The sequence below is a fragment of the Vreelandella vilamensis genome (genome assembly GCF_031451755.1).
GTDB lineage: Bacteria > Pseudomonadota > Gammaproteobacteria > Pseudomonadales > Halomonadaceae > Vreelandella > Vreelandella vilamensis.
This window is the reverse complement of record NZ_JARWAN010000008.1, coordinates 1-23934: the sequence shown is the minus strand read 5'-3', so window position 1 is coordinate 23934 and position 23934 is coordinate 1. Positions and strand designations below refer to the sequence as shown.

Genomic DNA, 23934 nt, shown 5'->3' with positions numbered 1-23934 from the left:
TTCGTTCCGACTGTGCCGCTCATTCCGACTGTGCCGTTCGCCCTGAGCTTGTCAAAAGAGCTTGTCGAAAGAGCTTGTCGGGTGAACTCTGACGGCTTTATGTATTGACGCTATCAAGCGGTTGGATCGTTACCGTCTCGCCAGGGGTGATATCTGCTCGCTCATCGGGCAGCTCGATTAGGCAATTAGCGGCGACCATTGAGGTCAAAATCCCTGACCCTTGCGCGCCGGTGCTGCGTACGTGAAGTTGTCCTGTTACGTCATGTTGGTAGACGCCGCGAATAAAATCGCAGCGATTCAGGCGACTTGAAAGCGTTTCATCGGTGATGGCGGTGAACCGCCTCGGTGGCGCTACCGGTTGGTGTTCTAAGCGCTGTAAAAGCGGTACCACAAACTGTAAAAAGGTAACCATAACCGCCACCGGGTTACCCGGCAATCCCACCAGAGGGGTACGCCTTTCGCCCAGTTGACCGCAAGCGAGCGGTCTGCCGGGGCGAATCGCCACGCGCCAAAAGGTAAGCCGCCCCAGTGCTTGTAGCGCGTCGCGGGTAAAGTCAGCCTGGCCGACCGAGACACCGCCGCTGGTGAGTACCAAATCGCTTGTTTCGGCGGCGTGGGCCAGCGCCTCACGAATCGCGTCGGCGTCATCGGGCAAAATGCCGAGATCCACTACCTCGGCGCCATGCTCATGCAGTAATCCGGTCAGGGTGAAGCGGTTGGTGTCGTAAATCCCGGCGGCGGGAAGCGGCTCGCCCGGAGCGGTCACTTCGTTACCGGTAGAAAACACCGCGACCCGTGGGCGGCAGTAAACGCTCACGTCGGCAAAGCCAAGCGAGGCGATAAGCCCCAAGCGCGCCGCATCAAGCCGGGTGCCTGTGGAAAGCGCCATGGCGCCTTTGCGAATATCTTCTCCGGCCTGGCGCACGTTCTGGCCACGTTTGACGCGCTCGGGGGCATTAATGATGACGTGATCACCGTGCTCTGCTAGCTGTTCACGCATAATAACTGTGTCGGTGCCCGCCGGTAGTGGCGCGCCGGTGGTAATCGTGACGCAGTGGCCGGCCGGCACGGGGTGTTCCCAATGCTCGCCAGCAAACACCGTGCCGGAAAGCGTCCAGCGCGTTTGCTCGGCGTTTTCCCAGGCCAGCGCGACGCCGTCCATCGCCGCGTTGGTGTTTTGCGGCACGTTAATGGGGGCGTGAATGGCGTCTGCCAAGCGCCGCCCGTGGGCGAGTGACAGCGGGATACGCTCGGTGCCGACCGGCTGCTCGACCAAGGTGGCCAGTGCGGCGCGAGCCTCGTCGACGCTTAACATTTGCTCGCCGAGGTCAAAGCACGAAAGCGTTGAAGACGCGCGTGCGGCAGGCGGCAGCGTGGAATGAGGAGACGGCGTCATAAAGCGCCTTCCTTTAAGGCCGCTTCCAGGCGCGCTTTTTCTTCATCGGTATTCAAGTTAGCGAAGGCCGAGGCGGCGTCTTCCATCATGATACGACACCACGGATGGTGCGCGTACCAGCGGTCGATCTTACGTTCGCCCGCCGCGAGCGCCGCATACAGATCATCGGCGAGATCAGTGCGGATCAACGCGACTACCGGGTGCAAACGCTCGCCATCAAAAGCCACACCGATGTTATTGTCACCGATCCCTCCCACCAGGCGCGCGACCAGATCCCGCGGAAGCGCCGGCGTATCGCAGGGGGTGATAAGTAGCCACGGCGTTTTTGCCGCGCGCAAACCGCTGTAAATCCCCATCAACGGGCCTTGAAAACCGCCCTCGGCGTCTTCGATCACACGATCAGCGAAGGGGAGGTAAGCGTCGATGTTACGGTTGGCGTTGACGAGTAGCTCCGCCACGTGACCCCGCAGGCGCAGTCTCACGTGCTCAACCAGCGGTGTGCCGGCAAACGGCTCTAATCCTTTATCGCGGCCGCCCATGCGGCGGCCCTGGCCACCGGCGAGAATCATGCCGGTGATGTCGCTTGCAGGGATCATGAACGGGCCTCCGTGGTGGCGTCAGCGCTGTTAGCCATTGCTGGCGCTGAGAGTTCTTTTGAGCTGCGCTCTTTGGGTGGACGCGGCGGAATGGCGTCGAGCGTCAGACGGCCGTCGGCGTTGAGCGCTTGAAAATTTTTGCCTTTAGCGCGGGCGATCAGCATCACGCCAAAGCGCTCGGCAAGTTCGACGCCTTTTTGCGTCACGCCGGAACGCGATACCAACACGCTGATGCCCATCTGGGCGACTTTAAGCACCATCTCCGACGTCAAACGCCCGGTGGTGTAGAATATATCGGCGTCGTTACTTTCGGCTTCATGCAGCCATTGGCGCCCGGCAAGGGTATCCACGGCGTTGTGGCGGCCCACGTCTTCGACGAAATCAAGCACTTCGGCCTGACGGCACAGCGCGCAGCCGTGAACGGCGCCGGCGCTGCGGTACGTTTCGTTGTAGGCGTTGAGGTTTTTCAATAACGCGTAAAGCGTTGATTGCGCAAGCGGCGTTTCCGGTAACGCCGTGAGGGAGGTCTGGTCGAGTAGCTTGCCAAATACCGTGCCTTGACCGCAGCCGGTGGTCACAGTGCGCTGGCCTAAGCGCTCATCAAGGTCGTCGGGCAAATGGCGCGTGGCGACGACCGCGGCTTCCACGTCCCAGTCCACTTGCACGGCAATCAGGTCTTCCGCTTGGCGCAAAAGCCCTTGATTGCGCAGGTAGCCAACAACCAGCGCCTCCGGGTCATCGCCAAGGCTCATCAGCGTGACGATTTCGCGCTTATTGAGGTATATCGTCAGCGCCCGCTCGGCGGCAATCGCCTGCTCGCGGGTATCGCCGTAGGCGTCGAGCACCTGCACCTGCGTGGTGGCGGGTAAGCGGGCATGACTTAACGCAATTGCGGGCATCCGGCGTTCCTCGCTTATTTTAATACTTGAGTAAAATTGTCGATATTGACGATGATGGCGCCCTGTGTGCTTACTTGTCTAGCCTAGTGTTTGATTTCACTTGCCGACGGGAGAGATCGCGTGATGTCTGACAATACACGGCCGCTGAGCGTAACGCTTACGGCAGAAGAGAAGCACGTGGGTAAGTTTCGCCTGCGCCAATGGCGAATTGATTCGCTCACGCCTGGCGAAGAAGGCCCTTACACGCTGTGGCTGCAGCTGACCATGACCGAGCGCGCCGCTTACCGTTTTAACCTAACCTCGCAAGCACCGCGTTTATTTGTGCGTGCCGGGTTTACCGGGGAGGACCCATCGCCTGATGCCATCAGCGCAAGCCAAGACGTCGCCGCGAGCTGGATGGACGGCGAGCAGCAAGTGCTGGAAGCGCCGATGCCGATGGCGATTCAGATGTGGATCGAAGGGTATCTTGCCCGCCACGGTGAGGCGCCACCCGAAGGGCGCAAGAAAAAGCGCAAAGGGGCTGGCCGTGCCAAAGAACAGCCAACCAAGGAGAATCCGCAATGAGCCGTTTTGAACGCTGGTCGCGGGCCAAGCGCGGCTTGCCCGTGGACGAGGTATCTGATGACACTCCGTCGCGCGTTGAAACGCCTCCCCTTGAGAAGGCGGTCACGTCCGCAGAAAATGAGTTTAAGGATTCCGAACGTTTCCATCAGGTGGAAGAGGGCAGTGAAGAAGGAGGTGATGCGGCCGATGAAACACACGAGGCCACCGCGCCGCTCGAGCCGGGAAGCTTGGATCACACGCTACCTGACCCCGACACGTTAGCCGCAGGGAGTGATTTCAGCGCTTTTATGTCACCCGGAGTGAGCTCGGCGCTGCGGCGAAAAGCGCTTAGGCGGCTGTGGTCGACCGGTGATTACAACGTGCGCGATGGTCTTAACGATTACGATCACGACTTCAAAGCACAAATGAAGCCCATGGCGGCGGAGATGGCCGATAAAGTGCGCCAGTGGACCAAAAAAGTCGAGGAAGCGCTGGATGAGAAGCCCGCAGAGCACGCTGATCCCGAGCACGCTGATACCGAGCCCGAACCGTCTCAAAAAGATGACACGGTGCCAGAGACGCAAGACGACACCGATGATAAACACAGCGAATATTATTCAAACGTTGAACAGCATGACCACCGTTGAAAATAGTTTGGCAAGTAGGCCATTTTCGCCATACGCTAAATAACAAGATTAACTCAGCGTGATATCACCAACGGCTTATATTAAAATAGCCTTTATTAATATAGAAAAGCATATTTCATACATATAACAAGAAGACACCTGACCGTGAGAACACATGAACCAACATATCCAAGTGGCGTCAGTCGATGACGCACGTAACGCCCAGGCGAAAGAGGCGGTGCGTCAGCGCATCTCCTGGCCAGTCAATCTAACGCCCGCCAATGTGACCTACCACAGTCGGGGTCATGCGCTACTGCTTGGCAGTGAGCGCGACACCCGACAAGCCGCCCGCGCTCTGCAAGGGCGGGGGCTGGCGTCATTGACGCTGGTCTTTACCGCGCCCAATGCCACCCAAACAGACGAGGCAGAAGCGAACGGAAAAAGTAGCGATGATGATCTGCTCGCGGCCACCGAGACGCTCACTACTCAAGCGCTAACCCGCGCTCAAGCACAAAAGCTGCGTATCAGCGGCCATCTAGGTGCGTTTAAGGTGGAGATCAATGGCGATGAACCGCTTGATCTTGCCCGCGCGCTGATTGAGCGCGAAACGTTCGATATGATTCTCGATGTGAACTCCACGCCCTGCCTGCCGGTGGAGTTACCGCCGCCTGGCTACGTGGTACTTGACTGGCAGCAGGTAGAGGCACGCAGCGACGCGCTTGAGCAGTTTACTGAACTGGTGGGTGAGTTTGATAAACCGCGCTATTTCCAAGTCAATAGCGACCTTTGCGCCCACTCGTCTAGCGGCAATGTTGGCTGTACGCGTTGTTTGGATGTGTGCCCGGCCGATGCGATTTCAAGCCACCAAGGGCGCATTGAATCGCAAATTGAAATCGACCCTTTCCTTTGCCAGGGCGTAGGCAGCTGCACCAGCGCCTGCCCCACCGGGGCGATTGAGTTTCGCTTGCCCGAAACCCGTCGTCAGCAGGAGACACTCTCAACCTGGCTTGCCGCGTATCGCGACGCCGGTGGCAGTGCGCCGGTGTTGCGCTTTGTGACTTACGACACATTGGAGGAAGAGCAGCAAGCAGGCTCTCATGTCGCCGGGCACGTGCTTGATGTCCCGCTTGAGGAGCTTGGCGCTGCCGGCCACGACCAGTGGTTGACCGGGTTGGCTGCCGGCGCCGGCGAGATTCGCCTGCAGTATCACGCCAATATGCCCGCCAGATTAACCGCGTTTCTCGGCCAGCAAGTCGCACAGGCGCGTACGCTGCTTGAGTCACTAGGGCTTGACGCGGATCGCATTCAGCCGCTTGCGGCAGATGACCCCCAGGCACAAAGCGCGATGCCCAAGCATTTGCCCCTCACTGATGAGCCGCTCACGCTTAACGCGCCGGAAAAACGCGCACGCTTTAACCAAGTGCTGAGCCGGTTGGCGGGCTTAGGCGAGCCCAGCGGAGAGCGTCATGCCATGCCAAGTGGTGCGGCGTATGGCGCCATTAACGTGGATAGCGACGCCTGTACCCTGTGCATGGCGTGTGTGAGCAATTGTCCGACCCCTGCGCTGAAAGCCGGGATCGATCAACCAGCGCTGAGTTTTCTGGAGGCGGACTGCGTGCAGTGTGGTCTGTGCGAGGAGGCCTGCCCGGAAAACGCCATCACCCTGGAGCCTGGCTTTCTCGCCGCGTCCGAACGCGCCGAACGGCACGTTTGCCATGAAGAAGCCGCGTTTGCGTGCATCTCTTGCGGCAAGCCGTTTGCCACGGTAAGCACCGTTGCCACGATCAAAGAGAAGCTGGCGGATCACCCCTATTTTGCCGGTGACGCCATGGCGCGCCTCGAAATGTGCGAAGACTGCCGCGTAAAAGACGTCTGGCAGACCTTGGCTCGTGACCCCAACGCGCAATTGAAGGTGTAAGCAATGAGCGATGAGACGCCATTATCCCACAATACGTTGGCTGAAGAGCGCGCGTTACGGGCCGATATTTACGCGCTGCTTGCGGCGCTTTTACGCCAGGCCCCCGATGCTGAGCTGCTTGATTGGTTAGCCGAGCTCGAAATCGAGCGTGATGGCACCCGCCTTGCCGCTGCGTGGCAAGGCTTGGCAGAGGCGGCGGCCGCAGCAACGCCTGAGGCGCTGGAGCGCGCGCATTTTCGTCATTTGGTCGGCGTAATTCAGGGCGAGATCACGCCTTACGCGTCGTGGTACCGCCAGGGCGAACTGATGGAAGCCGCGCTCGTTGCGTTGCGCCAAGATTTGAAAACGCTCGGCATTGAACGTAGCGAACATACCCGCGACCCGGAGGACCACTTAGCGGCGCTGTGCGAAGTCATGGCCATGTTGGTTCACACGGACACGATGGACGCGGATGAGCACGAGCAAGGGAGATTTTTTTACCACCACTTAGCGCCTTGGGCTGCCAGCTGTATGGGTGACCTAGCGCAGGTGGATACTGCTTTCTATGCAGCGCTAGGCGAATTAGGCAGCGCTTTTATGGAGAGCGAACAGGCACGTTTGCGCGTGGCGGCAAGTGAGGTGCCCGTGCGTATCGTTGAGCCGCAGCCCTAGCGTCTCGGTCAACGCTGCCTGCCATGCATAATAGTATAAAAGACCTGGCATGAAAGAGGAGAGCCCCATGCAGAAGTCACACAACCCTGAGCGCCGCCGGTTCATGAGAACCGTGGGTTTAGGTACCGCTGCTGCCGGTGCGGCCGCCGCGGTAGGCCATGTCACCTTGGCCAATGCCGACGCCCCCGCCAATGAGCGCGATAAAGAATCGGTTAACTACCGTGAAACCGACCATATCCGAGCCTTCTACGCGACGCTGCGTGATTGACGGCCAACGCCAGGAGAATTGCCATGCGTTTAACTCGCAAAACAACCGCGTCCAAGGCGAGCGGTCTGGGTATCAGCCGCCGTCAGTTTTTAAAGCGTAGCGGGGCGGCTACCGGTGGTGTCGCTGCGGCTGGCTTTATGGGCGCTCCCATGATGCAGCGCGCCGAATCGGCGGATAAAACCCCGGTACTGGATTCGCCAGTGGAAACCAAACGGACCATTTGCTCGCACTGCTCGGTCGGCTGTGGCGTGTATGCCGAGGTTCAGGAAGGAATATGGACCAAGCAAGAGCCTGCCTTTGATCATCCGATTAACCGCGGCGCCCACTGTGCTAAGGGCGCTTCTTTGCGTCAGCACGGTCATTCCAGCCGTCGTTTGAAATACCCCATGAAGCTCGTCAATGGCGAATGGCAGCGCATGAGCTGGGACGATGCCATCGAAGAGATCGGCAACAAAGTGCTGGAACTTTCCGAGCAGTACAGCCCGGATAGCATCTACTGGCTAGGTTCGGCCAAGTTCAATAACGAGCAGGCGTATTTGATGCGCAAGTTCGCTGCGCTCGCCGGCACCAACAACACCGACCACCAAGCGCGTATTTGTCACTCCACCACCGTTGCCGGCGTGGCCAATACCTGGGGTTACGGGGCGATGACCAACTCGCTCAATGATATCCAAAACTCGAAGTCGATCATGTTTATCGGCTCTAACCCGAGTGAAGCTCACCCGGTGGCGATGCAGCATATTTTGCTCGCCAAAGAGCGTAGCAACGCTGAGATCATTGTGGTGGATCCGCGCTTTACCCGCACGGCGGCCAAGGCCGATAAGTTTGTGCGTCTTCGCCCCGGTTCTGACGTTGCCTTTATCTGGGGGCTTTTGTGGCACATTTTTGAAAACGGCTGGGAAGATAGCGAATACATCAACCAGCGCGTTTACGCCCTTGATGAAGTGCGCGCCGAAGTGGCGAACTTCACGCCGTCGGAAGTTGAGCGCATTACCGGTGTGCCCGAAGAGGCGATGTATGACACGGCCAAGCGGCTAGCGGATAACCGCCCCGGGTGTATCGTTTGGTGTATGGGCGGTACCCAGCACACCACCGGCAATAACAACACCCGCGCTTACTGCATCCTGGAGCTGGCGCTGGGTAACATCGGCAAATCGGGTGGCGGTGCCAATATCTTCCGCGGCCACGACAACGTGCAAGGCGCCACCGATTTGGGGCTTATGTCGCATTCGCTGCCAGGCTACTACGGCCTGGCCGAAGGTGCCTGGCGGCATTGGGGGCGCGTTTGGGGCTTGGATTATGAGTGGCTACAAAGCCGCTTTGATGACACTGAGTACGTTGACGGCAAGCCGATGCACTCAAGCGGCATTACGGTGTCGCGCTGGGTCGATGGCGTGTTGGAAGAGGACGAGAACATCTCCCAGCGCTCCAAGCTGAAAGCGATGTTCTACTGGGGGCATGCGGTTAACTCGCAAACCCGCGGGCCGGAAATGCAACAGGCGATGAAGCAGCTGGAAATGATGGTCATCGTCGACCCTTACCCCACCGTTGCTGGCGTTATGCACGACCGTACCGACGGCGTTTATCTGCTGCCTGCGGCAACACAGTTTGAAACCACCGGCAGCGTGACCGCGACTAACCGCTCAATCCAGTGGCGCGATAAAGTCATTGAGCCGCTGTTTGAGTCCAAGCCTGACCACGAGATCATGTATCTCTTGTCACAGAAGCTAGGCTTTGCCGAGGAGCTCTTTAAAAACATACGGGTGGAAAACAACGAGCCGGTAATTGAAGACATTACCCGTGAGTTCAACGCCGGTATGTGGACGGTGGGTTACACCGGCCAGAGCCCAGAGCGTTTGAAAGAGCACCAGCAAAACTGGCACACGTTCAGCTTCCGCGATCTCAAGGGTCAAGGTGGCCCCGCCGATGGTGACTACTATGGGTTGCCGTGGCCTTGCTGGGGCACCGCCGAGATGGGGCATCCCGGAACGCCGATTCTCTATGACACCAGCAAACCGGTGGCTGAAGGCGGCCTGACGTTCCGCGCCCGCTTCGGGGTGGAGCGTGATGGCGAGAATATCCTGGCTGACGGCTCTTTCAGTGCCGGTTCTGACATTGAGGATGGTTACCCGGAATTTACCGCCCAGATGCTTAAAGACCTGGGTTGGTGGGATGACCTGACCGCTGAAGAAAAAACCGCTGCCGAAGGCCAGAACTGGAAAACCGACCTTTCCGGCGGTATCCAGCGCGTGGCTATCGAGCACGGCTGTGCGCCGTTTGGTAATGCCAAGGCGCGCTGTAACGTCTGGACTTTCCCCGACCCGATCCCCAAACACCGCGAGCCGCTCTACACCAGCCGCCGCGATTTGGTCGAGGATTACCCGACGTGGGACGACGTGGCCTCACATTATCGTCTGCCCACGCTTTACCAGAGCATCCAGCAAAACGACAACAGCGATCGTTATCCGATCATTCTGACCTCGGGTCGCCTGGTGGAGTACGAAGGCGGCGGTGAAGAAACGCGCTCTATGTCGTGGCTCGCTGAGCTACAGCAGGAGATGTTCGTCGAGATCAACCCGGCACTGGCTAACGATATCGGCATCCGCGATGGCGATATGGTGTGGGTTGAAGGGGCTGAAGGCGGCCGCGTGAAAGTGAAAGCGCTGGTGACGCCGCGTGTCGCGCGGGAAGTCGTCTTCATGCCGTTCCACTTTGGCGGCATGTTCCAAGGCGAAAGCCTGCACGACCGTTACCCTGAAGGTTCAGCGCCTTATGTATTAGGGGAAGCGGCGAACACCGCAACCACCTACGGCTACGACACCGTGACACAAATGCAGGAAACAAAATGCACGCTGTGTCGTATTGAACGCGCCTAAGCTCAGACCTGACGTACCAACGGTGCGGGAGCCATTTCCGCGCCGTTAAAGGAGAACACCATGGCTCAAATGAAATTTATGTGTGACGCAGAGCGCTGCATCGAGTGCAACGGCTGTGTCACCGCCTGTAAAAACGCCAACGAGGTCGAGTGGGGCATTCAGCGCCGCCGCGTGGTGACCCTAAACGATGGTGAAGCCGACGAGATGTCGATTTCGGTGGCGTGTATGCACTGCGACGACGCGCCCTGCATGGCCGTCTGTCCGACCGACTGCTTCTATAAAACCGATGACGGCATCGTGCTGCACGACAAAGACCTGTGCATCGGCTGCGGCTATTGCCTCTACGCCTGCCCGTTCGGCGCACCGCAGTTCCCCAAACAGAATGCTTTTGGCGAGCGCGGCAAGATGGACAAGTGTACTTTCTGCGCCGGTGGCCCAGCAGAAAGCAAAGAAGAGGAATACGAAAAGTATGGCGCCAACCGCATCGCCGAGGGCAAGTTACCGCTATGCGCGGAAATGTGCTCCACCAAGGCGCTGCTCGCCGGCGATGCTCAAGAAGTGGCCGACATCTTCCGTCAGCGTGTGGTGCAGCGTGGCCATGAAGACGGTGCCTGGTCCAACAACCCACGGGCTAGTGCGGACAACCTCGCCTATGATGCTGCCCGTAAAGGGTAAGGAGGTCCATCATGAACCTGATACGTTCAGACCTGTGGCGGTGGTTGTGTCTGGCACTCGTGCTTGTGGCAACGCTGGGGTTTACTCAGCTTGCGGTAGCACAGGCCGACCCTGAGCGCGAGATGACCACTGCGGCCCCTGCCATTGATGCGGATCAGTGGCGTCAAGTCCGCAGCGGTGAAACCGGTGCCAACTACCGTGATTCGCGTGCTGACAGTAATTACAACCTCATCAACGCCAGCGGAGAAACCTGGCGCCAGCTGCGTAACCGTTGGGTATCCCCGTATGGGTTGATTGTGGTGTTGGGGATGGCCGGTGTGATCACGCTGTTCTACCTTATCGTGGGGCGTAAACAGCTGGATGAGCCGCGAACCGGTAAAAAGCTGTTTCGCTGGCCGCTGTTGATGCGGTCGCTACATTGGACGGTAGCGACATTGTTCATCGTGCTGGCGCTGACGGGCTTGAATTTGTTGTACGGCAAGTTTGTGTTTCGCACGCTGTTTGGCGATGCGTTTTGGGCCAGCATGATTTCCGGCTCCAAGCTGCTACACAACTACCTGGGTCCCATCTTCGGCATCCTGCTGGTGGTGCTGCTGCTCAAACTGCTCAAAGACAATATGCCGAAAAAGCATGACTTGATATGGTTCAAGAAAGGCGGCGGCATGATCGGTAAAGGCCACGTGGATGCCGGCTTTGCCAACGGTGGGGAAAAAGCGTGGTACTGGTTATTGGCAACCGTCGGGTTGCTTGTGATCGCAAGTGGCTTTGTGCTCGACTTCCCCAACTATGGCCAGGGACGCGACACCATGCAGTGGGCCAATATCATCCATGCGGTGGGTGCACTCGGTTTAACGGCGGTAGCGCTGGGGCATATCTATATCGGCACCCTCGGCACCGAAGGCTCGCTGGAAGGTATGACCACCGGTTATGTGGATGAAACCTGGGCCAAAGAGCACCACAACTTGTGGTACGAAGAGGTCAAGGATCAGGCGCTTTCGGAAGAGGAAATCGCCGCACAAAAAGGGGATAACAGCCCGGGTGACGCCGAACCATCACGGCCCAGCTAATTTGTATCCTTTAGTGATGAGTCATTAATGATGCGTTCGACTTTTGACACCGCCTACAGGCGGTGTCTTTTGTTATCCTTTCAGCACGTTAATCGTTTTCTTATATTCAGGAGTCACCATGCAGCAGTTTGACGATGCTACCCGTACTGAACTCGAAGCCGCCGCCTTTCGCCGTCTGCTCCAACACCTCGATGACAATAAAGACGTTCAGAATATCGACCTGATGATTCTGGCCGATTTCTGCCGTAACTGCCTTTCCAAATGGCTGGTCAGTGCCGCCGAGGCGCGCGGTGAAGCGCTCGACTACGAAGCGGCGCGCGAGTACGTGTACGGTATGCCCTACAGCGAGTGGAAAGCGGCTTACCAAAAGCCCGCAACGCCCGAGCAGTTAGAAGCGTTCGACGCCCGCCAAGCGCAGAAAAAAGCCCGTTCTCAAGATCAGGAGGCGTAACGACATGAGCCAGGCAATGATCCCGTTAAGCGTAGCGGTGCTGACCATCTCCGATACCCGCACCGAAGAGACCGACCGCAGCGGCCAAGCGCTGGTCGAGCGGGCCACGAGTGCCGGCCACCGGGTGGCGGAAAAGCGTATCGTGGCGGACGATGTCTACCAGATCCGCGCGCTGGTGTCGGCGTGGATTGCCGACCCCGAGGTGCAGGTCATTATCACCACCGGCGGTACCGGCTTTACCGGCCGCGACTCCACGCCTGAGGCGGTCTCCGTGCTGCTCGATAAGCGCATCGAAGGATTTGGCGAGCGGTTTCGCTTGCTCAGCGGCGAGGAAATCGGCAGCTCCACCATCCAAAGCCGCTGCCTTGGCGGGTTTGCCAACGCCACGGTGATTTTTTGCTTGCCAGGCTCCACCGGCGCCTGCCGCACCGGCTGGGACGGCATTCTCGCCGAGCAACTCGACAGCCGCCACAAGCCCTGCAACTTTGCCAACCTGGTGATTCCCGAGCGGGGTCAGCATGGCTGAGCTGGCTTTGATCGACGACGCGCTTTCTGCGCTGCTGGCGGACATTCACCCGCTTAAAAGCGAGCGCATCGCGCTTACGGACGCGCCTGGGCGTGTGTTGGCCGAGGACGTTAACGCTCAGCTTGACGTGCCGGGGTTTGATAACAGCGCGATGGATGGTTACGCGCTACGCGCCGCTGATGCTGGCAAGCGGTTGCCGGTGAGCCAGCGTATTGCGGCGGGGGTGTCGGCCACGCCGCTTGCCCCTGGCACCTGTGCGCGGATTTTTACCGGCGGTGAAATCCCGCCGGGTGCGGATTGCGTGGTCATGCAGGAGCGCGTCGAGCGTGACGGCGACGTCGCCGATATTCCAGCGAATATTCCGACAGGTGATAACATCCGCCGGCGCGGGCGTGATGTGCAAACGGGCGCGACCCTGTTGACCGCCGGCACTCGCCTGGAGGCCGCTGCCCTAGGCCACTTGGCAGGGCAGGGCGTGGTAGAGGTTGATGTGCGTCGGCGCCCTAAGGTGGCGCTGCTTTCGACCGGCGATGAGATCGTCGACCCAGGTAAGCCGTTGGCGCCAGGGCAGCTTTATAACTCCAACCGCCCGATGCTTAAACGCCTGCTAGAAAACTTCGGCGCTGAGGTGGTCAGCCTGGTCAGCGTGCCGGATGATTTCGCTCAGACCGTGGGGCTGTTGCAACAAGCCGCTGAAGACGCCGATGTGGTGGTCAGCACCGGCGGGGTTAGCGTCGGCGAGGAGGATCACGTCAAAGCGGCGCTGGAGCAACTGGGTGAGCTTAATCTCTGGCGGCTGGCGATTCGCCCTGGCAAACCGCTGGCGCTTGGGCGCTTACCCAATTCTCGGGGAGGGGCGCGCTTTGTGGGGCTGCCGGGAAACCCGGTATCGAGCTTTGTGGGCGCTTGGCTGTTTCTGCGCCCGTTGATGGGGGCGCTTCTGGCAACCCCGGCGCTGGCGTCGTTGCCTGAGGTCACCGCCCACGCGGGGTTTTCCACCTCAACCGGCCCTCGCCAGCACTATATGCGTGTGCAGCTGCGCTTCACGCCGGAAGGGGCGTTAGCAGAGGCATTTGAGGATCAAAACTCGGGGGTGCTGTCGACCTGTATCACGGCGAATGCGTTTGCGGTGATACCGCCTGATGCCCAAGTCAATGAAGGGGATCGAGTGACGTGCTTGTGGCTTGAGGGGTGAATCACTAGAGCTGCGTCGCTAAGGCGTAAACTGTGTATAGCTTTTCTTTATTTGGCGTTCGTATAGCGTATGCCGTTTGGGAGCGAATTAAATAAACGCGATTTATCCGTTGGTTGAGTGTGATGGGTGGCGCCATAGACAGCCTTAATAAGGCTAATTCTTTGACAGAAGTAATACATGGTCGTAAGCTCGCGGCCAAATGGAACAACGGCGCAAGCTAATTAATCAGGACGCATTATGTTATCGCTCTCAAGTTCGTCACTTCTGCGTTTATTGCGCTCATTGGCTGAGCAAGCAGGCTCTGACACGGGAATGTTGCCTGCCGTCGGTACGGCGGCTTGGCCTAAACTACGCCACGATATCCAGCGCTTTTTTGATCTCACCCCCGAGCAGACGGAAACATTATTACCCGACAGCGCTGTCACACTAGATGAATGGGCTCGCTCACTTAGCGCTGAGGCGCCGCGGTTTTCGACCCTATGGCTTTATGAGCTTTCTGCCGCTGGCGCGTTTAGCTTTGAGCTCCCAGAGCAGCATCCGCACGATGCGGGAGCGTTGTGTGACGAGGCGAAAGCGCTGCAGCTGCTGTTAGGTTCGACAACATCGGCGTCGCGCACCGTGATCCACTGGCTTTCACCGCAAACCGTCTCAGGGTTTATGTTTACCCTGTTGTTGCCGGAGCAAGCAGGGTGGCGCTCGCTGTCGCTTTTTGATTATGCCAATGCATTGCACACCCTGATGCCGGGCGATGCGATGGTAACCAGCGCTGAGGGCTGGCATCAGTTAGCCCAGCGTTTGCCGGCGCTGCCGATGAATGTCACCGCGATTGCCACCGAGCCGCTCGCGGTAAAAACGTATCGCACGTTGTTGGCGAAAGGCGTCTCGCAGGTGATTGAGCTCCACTGTCAGCCAGAAATCGGAGTGGTGGCGGCGCGTCGCTCACAGCAGGCGCCGTTTGAGCTTTTACCCCATTGGCACCCTACCGAGAGTGATGACGTGCTGCTGTGCATGATGCACGGCGAGCCGAAGGAAGTGACGCTGAGTCAGCCGCTTTACTGGGTAGGAGGCCGGCATTTTTTAACGGCGCCGGCAGCGGATAAAGCGCCTGAACGTTTAGGTAGGCATAGCGCGGCGCTGAATCGTATCAGCGCCGCGTAAATAAGGTGTCAGCCGTCAGCGTTGATCTTGGCGATAATGTCGGTGAGCGTGCTTTCGGCCTTATCGTTGTCGATTTGGCAGGTGCCAGCATTAAGGTGACCACCACCGCCGTATTCAAGGCACAGCTCGCCCACGTTGGTTTGGCTTGTGCGGTTCAAAATTGATTTGCCAATCGCAAACACGGTATTTTGCTGTTTTAAACCCCACATGACGTGGATGGAAATATTGCACTCCGGGTAAAGCGCGTAGACCACAAAACGGTTGGTGGCGTAAATGGTGTCTTCGTCGCGCAGGTCGAGCACGACGAGGTTGCGGTGAACCGTGGCGCAGCGGGTTATTTGTTCTTTCGCTTTATCTTCGTGGTCACGGTAAAGCTCGACACGCTCGCGCACGTCATCAAGCGCGAGGATCTCTTCGATGGTGTGCTCACGGCAGTAGTCAATCAGCTTCATCATCAACTGATAGTTGGAAATACGGAACTCACGGAAACGCCCTAAGCCAGTGCGCGCGTCCATGATGAAGTTGAGAAGCACCCAACCCTGCGGGTCAAGAATTTCGTCTTTGTTGAACTGCGCGGAATCACCTTTATCGACGGCGTCCATCATGTCGTCCCAGCGCGCCGGGAAGGCGTCGTGGCCGCCGTAATAGTCGAACACCACACGGGCCGCAGAAGGCGCATCAGGGTCGATAATGTGATTATCAGCGCGTTCGGTGTTGCGCAGGGTTTCACTTAAGTGGTGGTCAAAGGCCAGATGGCAGCCGGGCACGTAGGGCAAATTGGTGGTGATATCGCGATCGGTGATCTCAATCTTGCCATCCTGCATGTCCTTTGGGTGGACGAAGGTAATGTCGTCGATCAAATCCAAGTGCTTCAGAAGGGCGCCGCAAACCAAACCGTCGAAGTCGCTGCGAGTGACAAGCCGGAATTTGCGGGTGTTAGTAGAAGTCATGAACCATCCTTAACGTTGTATTCAGTTTAAAAAGTCATAAGACGATACCAGCCCTTATCACGTAGGGGAACGGGTGGTATGTGCGTACAATCGAGGTCTTATCCATTTTCGGTGCCAGGAGCAGGCAGTGAGCGATTCTATTATACGTATCGAAGGCCTGAGCAAGACCTTTGCTGGGGGCTTTGAGGCGCTTCGGCAGGTGGACCTGTCAATTCAGCGCGGTGAGATTTTTGCACTGCTCGGCCCTAACGGCGCAGGCAAAACAACGCTGATTAGTGCGGTGTGTGGGCTGGTATCGCCCACGCAAGGCACGGTGTGGGTGGACGGTTTTGATAATGTTAAGGAATTCCGTCCTGCCCGTGAACGCATTGGGCTGGTGCCCCAGGAATTGACCAACGAGGCGTTCGAGACTGTCTGGAACACGGTGAGTTTTAGCCGTGGTTTGTTCGGTAAGCCGCCCAATCCGGGCCATATCGAGCAAGTGCTCAAAGCCCTGACGCTGTGGGAGAAGCGCAACAATCGGCTGATTACTCTCTCTGGCGGGATGAAGCGCCGTGTGCTCATTGCCAAGGCGCTTTCCCATGAGCCGCGTATTTTGTTTCTCGATGAGCCTACCGCTGGCGTTGACGTGGAGTTGCGCCGCGAAATGTGGGAGGTGGTGCGCGAGTTGCGCGACCGCGGCGTCACCATCATTCTCACCACGCACTACATTGAGGAAGCCGAGGAAATGGCGGATCGCATCGGCGTGATCAACCACGGCAAGATCGTGTTGGTGGAAGAGAAGCACGCGCTGATTGAAAAGCTTGGGCGCAAAGAGCTCACCGTTCAGCTCTTTGAGCCCCTAGACACGTTGCCGCCGGCGCTTTCTGGCTTTGCGCTAACGCAAAATGAGGTTGGCGATGAGTTGATATACCGCTATAAAAGCGCCTCACAGCAAGCCGGTGATGACGGCATATCGGCGCTGCTGGGTGCGCTCAATACGGCCGGTATCGGCGTAAAAGATCTGCATACTCGACAGAGCTCGCTGGAAGATATCTTTGTCGACTTGGTCAAGGAGCGCACATGAATTTCTTTCGTTTCAACGTATCCCATTTAAATCTTTATCCAGTTCGTGCCATCTACATGGCCGAGATGATGCGCACCCGGCGCACATTGCTGCAAAGCGTGGTGTCACCGGTGATTTCCACCTCGCTCTATTTTGTCGTGTTTGGCGCGGCAATCGGCTCGCGTATCGAGGAGATTGGCGGGGTGAGCTATGGGGCTTTTATTGTGCCTGGGCTGATCATGCTGATGCTATTGACCCAAAGTGTCTCCAACGCCTCGTTCGGCATTTTCTTCCCCAAGTTCTCCGGCAGTATTTATGAGCTGCTCTCCGCGCCGATTTCGTTTTTTGAGATTGTCATCGGCTATGTTGGCGCGGCGGCGACCAAGTCGGTGGTGCTGGGGATTATTATTCTGGCCACTGCCGGGTTTTTCGTGCCGCTGGAAATTGCCCACCCGGTTTGGATGCTGCTCTTTTTGCTGCTCACGGCGGTAACGTTTAGCATGCTCGGCTTTATCATCGGTATTTGGGCGGATGGCTTTGATAAGCTGCAACTCGTGCCGCTTTTAGTGATCACACCGCTGACCTTTCTCGGCGGCAGCTTTTATTCCATCGATATGCTGCCGCCTTTTTGGCAAGGCGTGACGCTGTTAAACCCGGTGGTGTATCTGGTGAGCGGCTTTCGCTGGAGCTTTTACGGCATCAGCGACGTGAGCATCGTCGCCAGCGTCGTCATGATTCTGCTCTTTCTGCTTGTGTGCTTGGCCACTATCGCCTGGATTTTTCGCACTGGCTATCGTCTTAAACCATAAAAACGCGTCTTAAGCCATTAACACGCCACCGTGGGGAACGCTTCACGCTATGCCGCTATTGCAAAGTATTGTTCATCGCCTCGATCCAACGCTCGATGGCGAACGCCTAAGCGTTACTGCCGCCAGCGAACCGCATCCGCAAGAGAGTGCGGCGATGGAAACGTTAGTGGGCGAGTTAAACGCCACGTACAACACTAAGCCTAAGGGGTGGGGGCGCTTTGTTGATGGGCAGGCGCAAGGCTTCGCCCATGAACTGCGCGCCTACCTAGACGAAGCACAAGACTTTGCGGCCTTCACCCAGACGTTGACCGAGCGCTTGAGTACCGCACTGGCCGAGCATCTCTCTGTTGGGGGTTATCTGCTATTTACGCATCAGCAACAGGGCGAAACGCAAACCCTATTCCTGGCGCTGGTGCATCAGCGCGACGGCATTGGCCTCAATGCCGCGCACCACGCGGAGCCGGCGGCACAGCTCAATACGCGCCAGCTAACGTTGTCTGCGCGCATCAACCTTACTCAGTGGCAGGAAGGGGAGGCGGCAACGCAATATGTCTCGTTTTTAAAAGACCGTGGCGGCAAGAAGCTTGCTGAAGTCATTGCGCAGTGGCTTGGGGTTGAGGAAGGAGTGGATGCGCCCGCTGAGACGCGTACGTTGCTCAAAGCATTTAGCGACTACGTAGAGAAAGAAGACCTTGAAGACGAGGAGAGCCGTGAAAAGACCGATGCGCTGGTAGGGTACGCCAACGAACAGCTGCGTCGCGGCGAACCGATGACGCTCGATGAACTCTCGGAAGTGGTCGATGAAAAGCAACCTAAGGCATTTTATGAGCATATCCGTCACGCCGATTATGGGTTGGCAGCGGAGATCCCGCCGGATAAGCGCACCCTCAACCAGTTCCGTCGCTTTACCGGCCGAGCCGGCGGCGTATCGATCAGCTTTGATTCGCACCTGCTAGGTTCAAGCGTGGAGTATGATGAAAGTGCCGATCGCCTGATTATTAAACAGGTGCCCAAACAGCTTAAGGAGCAACTCAAGCACCGTGACTGAGAGGCGAGATGAGGTTGAGCAGCATCGCGACGACGGGGCGCAGGCATATAACCTGTCGCAATTAATTGTCATGCTTGAGCATATGGGACGCGTTAGCTCACGCGTGAGCGTGGAGGACATTCTCAATACGGTAGGCCGACGTTCATTTGGCCCGATGCTGTTAGTGGCGGGCCTGATTACCTTGGCCCCACTGATTGGCGATATTCCCGGTATGCCGACGCTGATGGCGGCAGTTGTACTGCTGACGGCCGTGCAATTACTGGTGGGGCGAAAGCAATTCTGGTTGCCGCAGTGGCTACTGCGTCGGCATATTGCGCGCACCAAGTTCGATCGTTCCCTGCCGTATTTGAAAAAGCCAGCCCGCTGGATTGATCGCTGGCTGCGCATACGCTTGCCGTGGCTAACCGACTTTTGGGGGAACCGTTTGACGGCGCTAACGGCGCTTATTGTTGCGTTGGCCATGCCACCGATGGAGTTTATTCCCTTTTCTGCCAATGGGGCGGGGCTGGCGCTATCGCTTTTAGGTCTCGGGTTAGTTGCCCGCGACGGATTGGCGGTTTTGCTAGGTATTGGCATCACTGCTGCCACCATCATTGTGGTGGCGGCGAATCTTTTGTAATGGAGCGAAACCGTACAGGACAGGAGTACGCCCAATGACAGGTCACACCCCCAATCAACAAGACAATAACCCTATAAAAACACCCGAACAGCAGCACCCTTGGGAGCGGAAGACGGAACGCTGGTTATGGAACTCTCGATTTTTGGTCATGCTGGCTGTGGTGCCAAGCCTTTTGGGTTCGGTGTGTTTGTTTGTCGTTGGCACCATCGATATCTTTAAAGTGGTGGCAGGAACGCTTCGCTATTATCTTTTGGGCAGCGATACCAACATACACGACTCCCTTGTGCCCGATATTATTGTTGCGGTGGATATCTATCTGATCGCGATTGTGCTGCTGATCTTTGGGCTTGGTGTGTACCGCCTGTTTGTTTCGCGGATCGATATCGCTGAAGCCAGTAACCGCAAGCACCCGTTTAACGTAGTGTCGCTGGATCAGTTGAAAGATAAAATAGCCCGCGTCGTGATTCTGGCGGTAATTATCGAGTTCTTTCGTGCGGTGGTGGATATTCGCTTCGACACGCCGTTAGATGCGATTTATCTCGCGCTTTCGGTGCTAGCGCTCGCCGCGGCGCTTTACTTGATGAGCTTGGGGCATAAAGACGAGTAAGGTAACGCAAAACGCCACCCGAAGGTGGCGTTTTGGTCAGGGCGGCTAATGGCTTAAGCGCAGTCAGCCGCGCCTTCGCCAAACATGTCAAACATCAGCTCGCGGCCCATGCTGGTGAGCACAAAGCGACCGTATTCGTTAAATGTGGCGGCTTCGCTTGCTTCTAGCACTTGCTGGCAGGTTGCCCATTCTGATGCGCTACTTTTTAGTGACGACAAGTCGTTACGTGCTAAACCGCGATGCGGCAAAGTAACGGTTTCTAAGACGTGGCCATGGTTGTAAAGCAACTCGGCGACGGTAGAAAGGCACTGGCGCAAACTGCGCTGTACATGTGCTGCGGTAGAGGTATCGGGAGGCATACTATGTTCTCCTGCAAACAGCCCAAAATGGGTTTGTTGCAGCGCATTATAAACGAAAGTCTCTATAATACCAAGGTTGTAGTTGAAGTTAATGGGCATGCGCAACGGTAAGCGAGGAGTGAGGGCGAATAACAACGCAACAGAAACCGTTCAGCTGCTTTATCTGCGTGATAAACTGGAATGCCGCTTTGGGGCTTTTTATTAAGGAGACTGTTATGGCACGCGCCAGCGCCCGTCATATTTTGGTAAGCAGTGAAGAGCAGTGCAATGCACTGAAGCAAGAAATTGAAAACGGTCGTGATTTCGCTGAAGTGGCTAAGGAGCATTCTAGTTGCCCCTCTGGACGTCAGGGCGGCGATCTTGGCAGCTTTGGCCCGGGGCAAATGGTGCCAGAATTCGATAAAGTCGTCTTTAACGATGAGCTGAATAAGGTACACGGGCCAGTACAAACCCAGTTTGGGTATCACCTGCTTGAGATTACGAGCCGCAGTTAATGGCAGCCAAAAGACGTTAAGCGCCGCGGCCTAACGGCTGCGGCGTGAGTGCATGTGCTGCTCTTTTCAGGCACTAATCGTGATATCTGTAGTCGTAAAAAACAGGTTTCACGACAGGCCTTTGCCACCGGAGCGAATAACGTGCTGGATGCGATTACTCATTTCTTCCAACGCGCACTGGCAGCGCCAGAACAGCGCGATAACCAAACCGTAACGCTAGAGCTTGCTTCGGCAGCGTTGCTCTGCGAAGTCATGCGCGCCGACTATGATCAAACCGATGACGAGCGGGCTGCGCTCAAGCAGATGTTAATTCGCCGTTACCATTTAAGCGATAGCGCGGTCAGCGAGTTAATGACGCTGGCAGAAGCGGAAGTGGATGACGCCGTCGATCATTACCAATTTGTTAGCCTGGTTAAACAACATTACGGTTATGAGCAGCGCTGTGAGCTGGTGGCCTTAATGTGGCAACTGGCCTGGGTAGACGGCAATATTGACCCGCTCGAAGAGCATCGTATACGGCGTTTAGCCGATCTTTTACACGTTAGGCATCGTGACTTTATTCGTAGCAAATTACAGGCAGAAGAGCATTACAACGCCAAGGATCATTGATCTGCTGGTTGCGCTGAACCCCCGTCTTCTTTTAGCAGCCCCGCCACTAGCTGATGCAATTGCTGCTGAAACTCGCCGCCGGGCGAAGGGGGTGTAGGGTCAGCGGTAATCACCACGGTCATTTCTCGCTCTGGGATTACGTAAAGCGCCTGCCCGCCGTATCCTCTACCGTAGTATACCGGTACATCTACCAGGGTGGTGATAAACCAGCCGTAGCCGTAACCATCGCCTGTCCAGGGCGATCTTCCTCTGGGTGTCCAAGAGGCGTCGACCCAGCCTTCCGGTAATACCCGGTTGCCATCGATCATGCCGTTATGGCGGTAAAGCTCGCCGATTTCCACCAGCGCCCTTGGCGAGAGCCGCATATCATTGCCGCCGAAGTAGATACCCTGAGGATCTTGTGGCCACGGGGGTATCGCAATATCCAGCGGCTTGCCAAGCAGGCGCTGGGCAAGTGAATGGGTACTTTCTCCGCTGGCCTGGGTCAGTGCGGCGGAAAGCAAGTGACTGGTGCCCGTTGAATAAAGCATTCGCCCGCCGGGCTTATCAACAAAGGGGCGAGTTAATGCATCATTGACCCAATGCTGACTTGCCACCCAAGCACCGTAGTTGCTGCCCGATGTTCGCTCCAGGCCTGCTTGTAGGGAAAGTAGGTGCGAAACGGTAATATCGTTTACCCGAGGATCTACCCCGCTAGGTAGTTGGCCTAAAAGCGCTACTAGGGGCTGCTCGGTAGAATCAATAATACTTTCCTCAATCGCCGCACCGGTGATTGCCGCAAGTACGGTTTTGGAAAGGGATTTGATATTGGCGGGAACGGCTGTTCCAGGGCCACCCTGGTGAAGCTCGTGAACAATTTCCCCGTCGTGGGCGATGACTATGGCATGCAGACGGCTAAACTCTGCAGCCCGTTGGTCAAGCGCTTTTAGCGCAGTGGCTGATGGTTCGCTCGCGGTCGCAAAAGTCGCCAAAAACGCAGTAAACGTATAGGTAAGCAGTAGGGCTATAGCGCGCATTGCAACACCTTGTATCGCTTTCGCGTTGGCGGGTACTTGGGAGGCAGAAAAGAAAAAAACACCCGTAGGTGCTTGATTCTTCGACTTAAGTGGCGGCGTCGTTTGAACCAACTAAGTAAGTCACTGTTATTTAATGCCTTTACGTTTTTGTCTTTGGTTAGGCATACACCAGGGCATACACGGTGCTCGCTGCTGGGCTTATTTTTAGCCTGATTCGGTGGATAAACCAGGAATCGAAAAGGCGTGTTAAATCGACGTTATTCGGTGCCGGTGTCTTAGCTGTTGCGAACCTCCATAGCTGTTGCGTTTTGTGGCCTTCCCGTTGCGCTACTGACTCTGCATAAACCTTGGCGCCTGCCAGGTGGTGAGGCTGATTTTTATATTTCGCGGGTGTGAGAATCTTATGGGGGCGGCGGACTCGCCAGGGTGTGCGCTGTAAGGATTCGACCTCCCCCTACCCATACCGGCCACCAGGCGCGATTGGTCATGCGTGGCCAGGTGAGTTAGCGGTATCACAGCGGTATGTTGGCGGTTTCCGATTGTAGCGCCAGGGCGATTCGACTCCCCCTACCCATTAGCCTTGGCCATTTCCGGTTGGTATGCACCCACCAGGGGGGTTGAGCACCTTGGCTTATCTCTTACATATCGTGTCGGTAATTTCCTGCAGACGCCTGCTATTAAGCAAACTATACTAATTTTGATTAGTGAGAGAATGGCTTGATGGACCTGGCTTGAAAAGCTACGCGCCTACAAGGTTGTAATTTCAGACAAAAATAGAGTTGTTTTACGTAAGAATTGATTGCTAACAAGGCCAAGCACAGCGACATCTACTACATTGCGGATTCGCCTACATTTTATAGCCGCGCATGTTGGAGGCGTTAGGCAACCACAAAGGAGAAATACCATGAAGAAAACAACACTTGTCGCAGCGCTGCTGGTCAGTGTCACAGGCGCGGTACATGCTGATGGATATTTGCATGGCCAGCCTGGTACGTCATACAACGATATCGGAGGCACCACCTTTGGTTCCGACGGTACGAGCTATAACCGCATAGGCAATACCACCTTTGGTTCTGATGGCAGCTCTTCAACCCGCATTGGCAATAGTACGTTTCACTCTAATGGGACATCGTCTAACCAAATCGGCAATACCCAGTTCAACTCAGACGGTACGTCAGTCAACCGAATTGGCAACACAACCTTCGGGTCAGACGGAACAACCTGCACGAAAATCGGAAGCTCAACATTCTGCGACTGATGCCTAACAAGTAGCTGTTGTCGGGTACGCCTGCGCTGATGCTTCGGCAGTCAGCCAAAGCGATGAGCGAGAACTGCGCGAACGCACTTACCGTGTATTTGGTTTGAAGTGATCTTGATTTTTGACATCACTACCAGCAACCGCTAGCGCTCAAGTTATGTCATATGGATAGATAGCTCGATAACGGTGATTTTCAACCCAGTTGTCCAAATGGCTGCGCTTAAGCAGCCCGTTTATTACGCTCGATTTCGTGCATTTTTACCGGGTTGAGCGAC

General features: G+C 56.7%; 26 protein-coding genes. 20 read left to right on the top strand and 6 right to left on the bottom strand.

The window, feature by feature from the left end; genetic code table 11:
- Positions 1 to 97 precede the first annotated feature (97 nt).
- Genes moeA through QC823_RS06635 form a run of 3 tightly spaced genes read right to left on the bottom strand, consistent with a single transcriptional unit; the run spans position 98 to position 2891 of the window.
- Entirely contained in the window at positions 98 to 1396 is a 1299-nt protein-coding gene (gene moeA / locus QC823_RS06645; RefSeq protein WP_309655574.1) for a molybdopterin molybdotransferase MoeA, read from the bottom strand.
- The gene (gene mobA / locus QC823_RS06640) at positions 1393 to 1992 is read right to left on the bottom strand and encodes a molybdenum cofactor guanylyltransferase MobA (protein WP_309655573.1); all 600 of its coding nucleotides are present in this window, start codon (positions 1990 to 1992) and stop codon (positions 1393 to 1395) included. The genes moeA and mobA overlap by 4 nt, the downstream gene beginning before the upstream one ends.
- On the bottom strand, positions 1989 to 2891 hold the full coding sequence (locus QC823_RS06635; protein WP_309655572.1) for a formate dehydrogenase accessory sulfurtransferase FdhD: 903 nt from the start codon (positions 2889 to 2891) through the stop codon (positions 1989 to 1991). Before QC823_RS06635 ends, mobA begins: the two co-directional genes overlap by 4 nt.
- Before the next feature lie 123 nt (positions 2892 to 3014).
- Between QC823_RS06635 and QC823_RS06630 the strand changes: the two genes are divergently transcribed.
- The 12 genes from QC823_RS06630 (at position 3015) to QC823_RS06575 (ending at position 14845) form a co-directional block, all read left to right on the top strand.
- Positions 3015 to 3455 carry a DUF3305 domain-containing protein gene (locus QC823_RS06630; protein WP_309655571.1) on the top strand — a complete coding sequence of 147 codons (441 nt, stop codon included), beginning with the start codon at positions 3015 to 3017 and terminating at the stop codon, positions 3453 to 3455.
- The gene (locus QC823_RS06625; protein ID WP_309655570.1) at positions 3452 to 4081 is read left to right on the top strand and encodes a DUF3306 domain-containing protein; all 630 of its coding nucleotides are present in this window, start codon (positions 3452 to 3454) and stop codon (positions 4079 to 4081) included. The genes QC823_RS06630 and QC823_RS06625 overlap by 4 nt, the downstream gene beginning before the upstream one ends.
- A 154-nt stretch (positions 4082 to 4235) precedes the next feature.
- The gene (locus QC823_RS06620; protein WP_309655569.1) at positions 4236 to 5978 is read left to right on the top strand and encodes a 4Fe-4S binding protein; all 1743 of its coding nucleotides are present in this window, start codon (positions 4236 to 4238) and stop codon (positions 5976 to 5978) included.
- A 3-nt stretch (positions 5979 to 5981) separates the two neighbouring features.
- Positions 5982 to 6629, top strand: coding sequence for a TorD/DmsD family molecular chaperone (locus tag QC823_RS06615; protein WP_309655568.1), 648 nt, complete (start codon positions 5982 to 5984; stop codon positions 6627 to 6629).
- A gap of 67 nt (positions 6630 to 6696) precedes the next feature.
- The gene (locus QC823_RS06610) at positions 6697 to 6897 is read left to right on the top strand and encodes a twin-arginine translocation signal domain-containing protein (RefSeq protein ID WP_309655567.1); all 201 of its coding nucleotides are present in this window, start codon (positions 6697 to 6699) and stop codon (positions 6895 to 6897) included.
- Positions 6898 to 6920: 23 nt separating this feature from the next.
- Entirely contained in the window at positions 6921 to 9773 is a 2853-nt protein-coding gene (locus QC823_RS06605) for a formate dehydrogenase subunit alpha (protein WP_309655566.1), read from the top strand.
- A 60-nt stretch (positions 9774 to 9833) separates the two neighbouring features.
- Entirely contained in the window at positions 9834 to 10448 is a 615-nt protein-coding gene (gene fdh3B, locus QC823_RS06600) for a formate dehydrogenase FDH3 subunit beta (RefSeq protein ID WP_309655565.1), read from the top strand.
- 11 nt (positions 10449 to 10459) lie between these two features.
- Positions 10460 to 11515 (top strand): formate dehydrogenase subunit gamma, encoded by a 1056-nt coding sequence (locus QC823_RS06595; RefSeq protein ID WP_309655564.1) that lies wholly within the window; start codon positions 10460 to 10462, stop codon positions 11513 to 11515.
- 118 nt (positions 11516 to 11633) lie between these two features.
- Positions 11634 to 11966 carry a DUF1244 domain-containing protein gene (locus QC823_RS06590; RefSeq protein ID WP_309655563.1) on the top strand — a complete coding sequence of 111 codons (333 nt, stop codon included), beginning with the start codon at positions 11634 to 11636 and terminating at the stop codon, positions 11964 to 11966.
- A gap of 4 nt (positions 11967 to 11970) precedes the next feature.
- Entirely contained in the window at positions 11971 to 12492 is a 522-nt protein-coding gene (gene moaB / locus QC823_RS06585; protein ID WP_309655562.1) for a molybdenum cofactor biosynthesis protein B, read from the top strand.
- Positions 12485 to 13687, top strand: a complete 1203-nt coding sequence (locus QC823_RS06580) for a molybdopterin molybdotransferase MoeA (RefSeq protein WP_309655561.1) — start codon at positions 12485 to 12487, stop codon at positions 13685 to 13687. Before moaB ends, QC823_RS06580 begins: the two co-directional genes overlap by 8 nt.
- A 237-nt stretch (positions 13688 to 13924) precedes the next feature.
- Positions 13925 to 14845 carry a hypothetical protein gene (locus QC823_RS06575; RefSeq protein ID WP_309655560.1) on the top strand — a complete coding sequence of 307 codons (921 nt, stop codon included), beginning with the start codon at positions 13925 to 13927 and terminating at the stop codon, positions 14843 to 14845.
- Between the two features lie 8 nt (positions 14846 to 14853).
- Here the strand turns inward: QC823_RS06575 and QC823_RS06570 are convergent, their stop codons facing one another.
- The gene (locus tag QC823_RS06570) at positions 14854 to 15795 is read right to left on the bottom strand and encodes an exopolyphosphatase (RefSeq protein WP_309655559.1); all 942 of its coding nucleotides are present in this window, start codon (positions 15793 to 15795) and stop codon (positions 14854 to 14856) included.
- A 127-nt stretch (positions 15796 to 15922) separates the two neighbouring features.
- On the opposite strand from QC823_RS06570, the gene QC823_RS06565 reads away from it, so the two are divergent.
- From QC823_RS06565 to QC823_RS06545, 5 genes are read left to right on the top strand one after another with little or no spacing between them, the layout of a single operon-like run.
- Positions 15923 to 16861: an ABC transporter ATP-binding protein gene (locus QC823_RS06565; protein WP_309655558.1), complete on the top strand. Its 939-nt coding sequence runs from the start codon at positions 15923 to 15925 to the stop codon at positions 16859 to 16861.
- Positions 16858 to 17649, top strand: coding sequence for an ABC transporter permease (locus QC823_RS06560; RefSeq protein WP_309655557.1), 792 nt, complete (start codon positions 16858 to 16860; stop codon positions 17647 to 17649). Before QC823_RS06565 ends, QC823_RS06560 begins: the two co-directional genes overlap by 4 nt.
- Positions 17650 to 17698: 49 nt before the next feature.
- Positions 17699 to 18697, top strand: coding sequence for a nucleoid-associated protein YejK (yejK, locus tag QC823_RS06555; protein WP_309655556.1), 999 nt, complete (start codon positions 17699 to 17701; stop codon positions 18695 to 18697).
- Positions 18690 to 19316: an exopolysaccharide biosynthesis protein gene (locus tag QC823_RS06550; protein WP_309655555.1), complete on the top strand. Its 627-nt coding sequence runs from the start codon at positions 18690 to 18692 to the stop codon at positions 19314 to 19316. Before yejK ends, QC823_RS06550 begins: the two co-directional genes overlap by 8 nt.
- Positions 19317 to 19350: 34 nt before the next feature.
- The gene (locus tag QC823_RS06545) at positions 19351 to 19923 is read left to right on the top strand and encodes a YqhA family protein (protein WP_309655554.1); all 573 of its coding nucleotides are present in this window, start codon (positions 19351 to 19353) and stop codon (positions 19921 to 19923) included.
- A gap of 53 nt (positions 19924 to 19976) precedes the next feature.
- On the opposite strand, the gene QC823_RS06540 is transcribed toward QC823_RS06545, so the two are convergent.
- Entirely contained in the window at positions 19977 to 20282 is a 306-nt protein-coding gene (locus QC823_RS06540; protein ID WP_309655553.1) for a hypothetical protein, read from the bottom strand.
- A 215-nt stretch (positions 20283 to 20497) separates the two neighbouring features.
- Between QC823_RS06540 and QC823_RS06535 the strand changes: the two genes are divergently transcribed.
- Both QC823_RS06535 and QC823_RS06530 read left to right on the top strand, forming a co-directional pair.
- Positions 20498 to 20776, top strand: coding sequence for a peptidylprolyl isomerase (locus QC823_RS06535; protein ID WP_309655552.1), 279 nt, complete (start codon positions 20498 to 20500; stop codon positions 20774 to 20776).
- Between the two features lie 141 nt (positions 20777 to 20917).
- On the top strand, positions 20918 to 21385 hold the full coding sequence (locus QC823_RS06530) for a tellurite resistance TerB family protein (RefSeq protein WP_309655677.1): 468 nt from the start codon (positions 20918 to 20920) through the stop codon (positions 21383 to 21385).
- Here the strand turns inward: QC823_RS06530 and QC823_RS06525 are convergent.
- Positions 21379 to 22401: a serine hydrolase domain-containing protein gene (locus QC823_RS06525; RefSeq protein WP_309655551.1), complete on the bottom strand. Its 1023-nt coding sequence runs from the start codon at positions 22399 to 22401 to the stop codon at positions 21379 to 21381. The two genes, QC823_RS06530 and QC823_RS06525, sit on opposite strands and share 7 nt — an antisense overlap.
- A 904-nt stretch (positions 22402 to 23305) precedes the next feature.
- Here QC823_RS06525 and QC823_RS06520 point away from each other — a divergent pair.
- Positions 23306 to 23659: a hypothetical protein gene (locus QC823_RS06520; RefSeq protein WP_309655550.1), complete on the top strand. Its 354-nt coding sequence runs from the start codon at positions 23306 to 23308 to the stop codon at positions 23657 to 23659.
- The last annotated feature ends 275 nt before the right edge of the window (positions 23660 to 23934 follow it).

Bases quoted from the DNA above. Each gene is read 5' to 3' on its own strand.
- QC823_RS06540 (WP_309655553.1), bottom strand. From the start codon at position 20,282: ATGCCTCCCGATACCTCTACCGCAGCACATGTACAGCGCAGTTTGCGC.
- QC823_RS06610 (WP_309655567.1), top strand. From the start codon at position 6,697: ATGCAGAAGTCACACAACCCTGAGCGCCGCCGGTTCATGAGAACCGTG.
- mobA (WP_309655573.1), bottom strand. From the start codon at position 1,992: ATGATCCCTGCAAGCGACATCACCGGCATGATTCTCGCCGGTGGCCAG.
- QC823_RS06625 (WP_309655570.1), top strand. From the start codon at position 3,452: ATGAGCCGTTTTGAACGCTGGTCGCGGGCCAAGCGCGGCTTGCCCGTG.
- fdh3B (WP_309655565.1), top strand. From the start codon at position 9,834: ATGGCTCAAATGAAATTTATGTGTGACGCAGAGCGCTGCATCGAGTGC.
- QC823_RS06620 (WP_309655569.1), top strand. From the start codon at position 4,236: ATGAACCAACATATCCAAGTGGCGTCAGTCGATGACGCACGTAACGCC.
- QC823_RS06560 (WP_309655557.1), top strand. From the start codon at position 16,858: ATGAATTTCTTTCGTTTCAACGTATCCCATTTAAATCTTTATCCAGTT.
- QC823_RS06635 (WP_309655572.1), bottom strand. From the start codon at position 2,891: ATGCCCGCAATTGCGTTAAGTCATGCCCGCTTACCCGCCACCACGCAG.
- yejK (WP_309655556.1), top strand. From the start codon at position 17,699: ATGCCGCTATTGCAAAGTATTGTTCATCGCCTCGATCCAACGCTCGAT.
- QC823_RS06570 (WP_309655559.1), bottom strand. From the start codon at position 15,795: ATGACTTCTACTAACACCCGCAAATTCCGGCTTGTCACTCGCAGCGAC.
- QC823_RS06580 (WP_309655561.1), top strand. From the start codon at position 12,485: ATGGCTGAGCTGGCTTTGATCGACGACGCGCTTTCTGCGCTGCTGGCG.
- QC823_RS06590 (WP_309655563.1), top strand. From the start codon at position 11,634: ATGCAGCAGTTTGACGATGCTACCCGTACTGAACTCGAAGCCGCCGCC.
- QC823_RS06535 (WP_309655552.1), top strand. From the start codon at position 20,498: ATGGCACGCGCCAGCGCCCGTCATATTTTGGTAAGCAGTGAAGAGCAG.
- moeA (WP_309655574.1), bottom strand. From the start codon at position 1,396: ATGACGCCGTCTCCTCATTCCACGCTGCCGCCTGCCGCACGCGCGTCT.
- QC823_RS06520 (WP_309655550.1), top strand. From the start codon at position 23,306: ATGAAGAAAACAACACTTGTCGCAGCGCTGCTGGTCAGTGTCACAGGC.
- QC823_RS06630 (WP_309655571.1), top strand. From the start codon at position 3,015: ATGTCTGACAATACACGGCCGCTGAGCGTAACGCTTACGGCAGAAGAG.
- QC823_RS06575 (WP_309655560.1), top strand. From the start codon at position 13,925: ATGTTATCGCTCTCAAGTTCGTCACTTCTGCGTTTATTGCGCTCATTG.
- QC823_RS06595 (WP_309655564.1), top strand. From the start codon at position 10,460: ATGAACCTGATACGTTCAGACCTGTGGCGGTGGTTGTGTCTGGCACTC.
- QC823_RS06605 (WP_309655566.1), top strand. From the start codon at position 6,921: ATGCGTTTAACTCGCAAAACAACCGCGTCCAAGGCGAGCGGTCTGGGT.
- QC823_RS06525 (WP_309655551.1), bottom strand. From the start codon at position 22,401: ATGCGCGCTATAGCCCTACTGCTTACCTATACGTTTACTGCGTTTTTG.
- QC823_RS06545 (WP_309655554.1), top strand. From the start codon at position 19,351: ATGACAGGTCACACCCCCAATCAACAAGACAATAACCCTATAAAAACA.
- moaB (WP_309655562.1), top strand. From the start codon at position 11,971: ATGAGCCAGGCAATGATCCCGTTAAGCGTAGCGGTGCTGACCATCTCC.
- QC823_RS06615 (WP_309655568.1), top strand. From the start codon at position 5,982: ATGAGCGATGAGACGCCATTATCCCACAATACGTTGGCTGAAGAGCGC.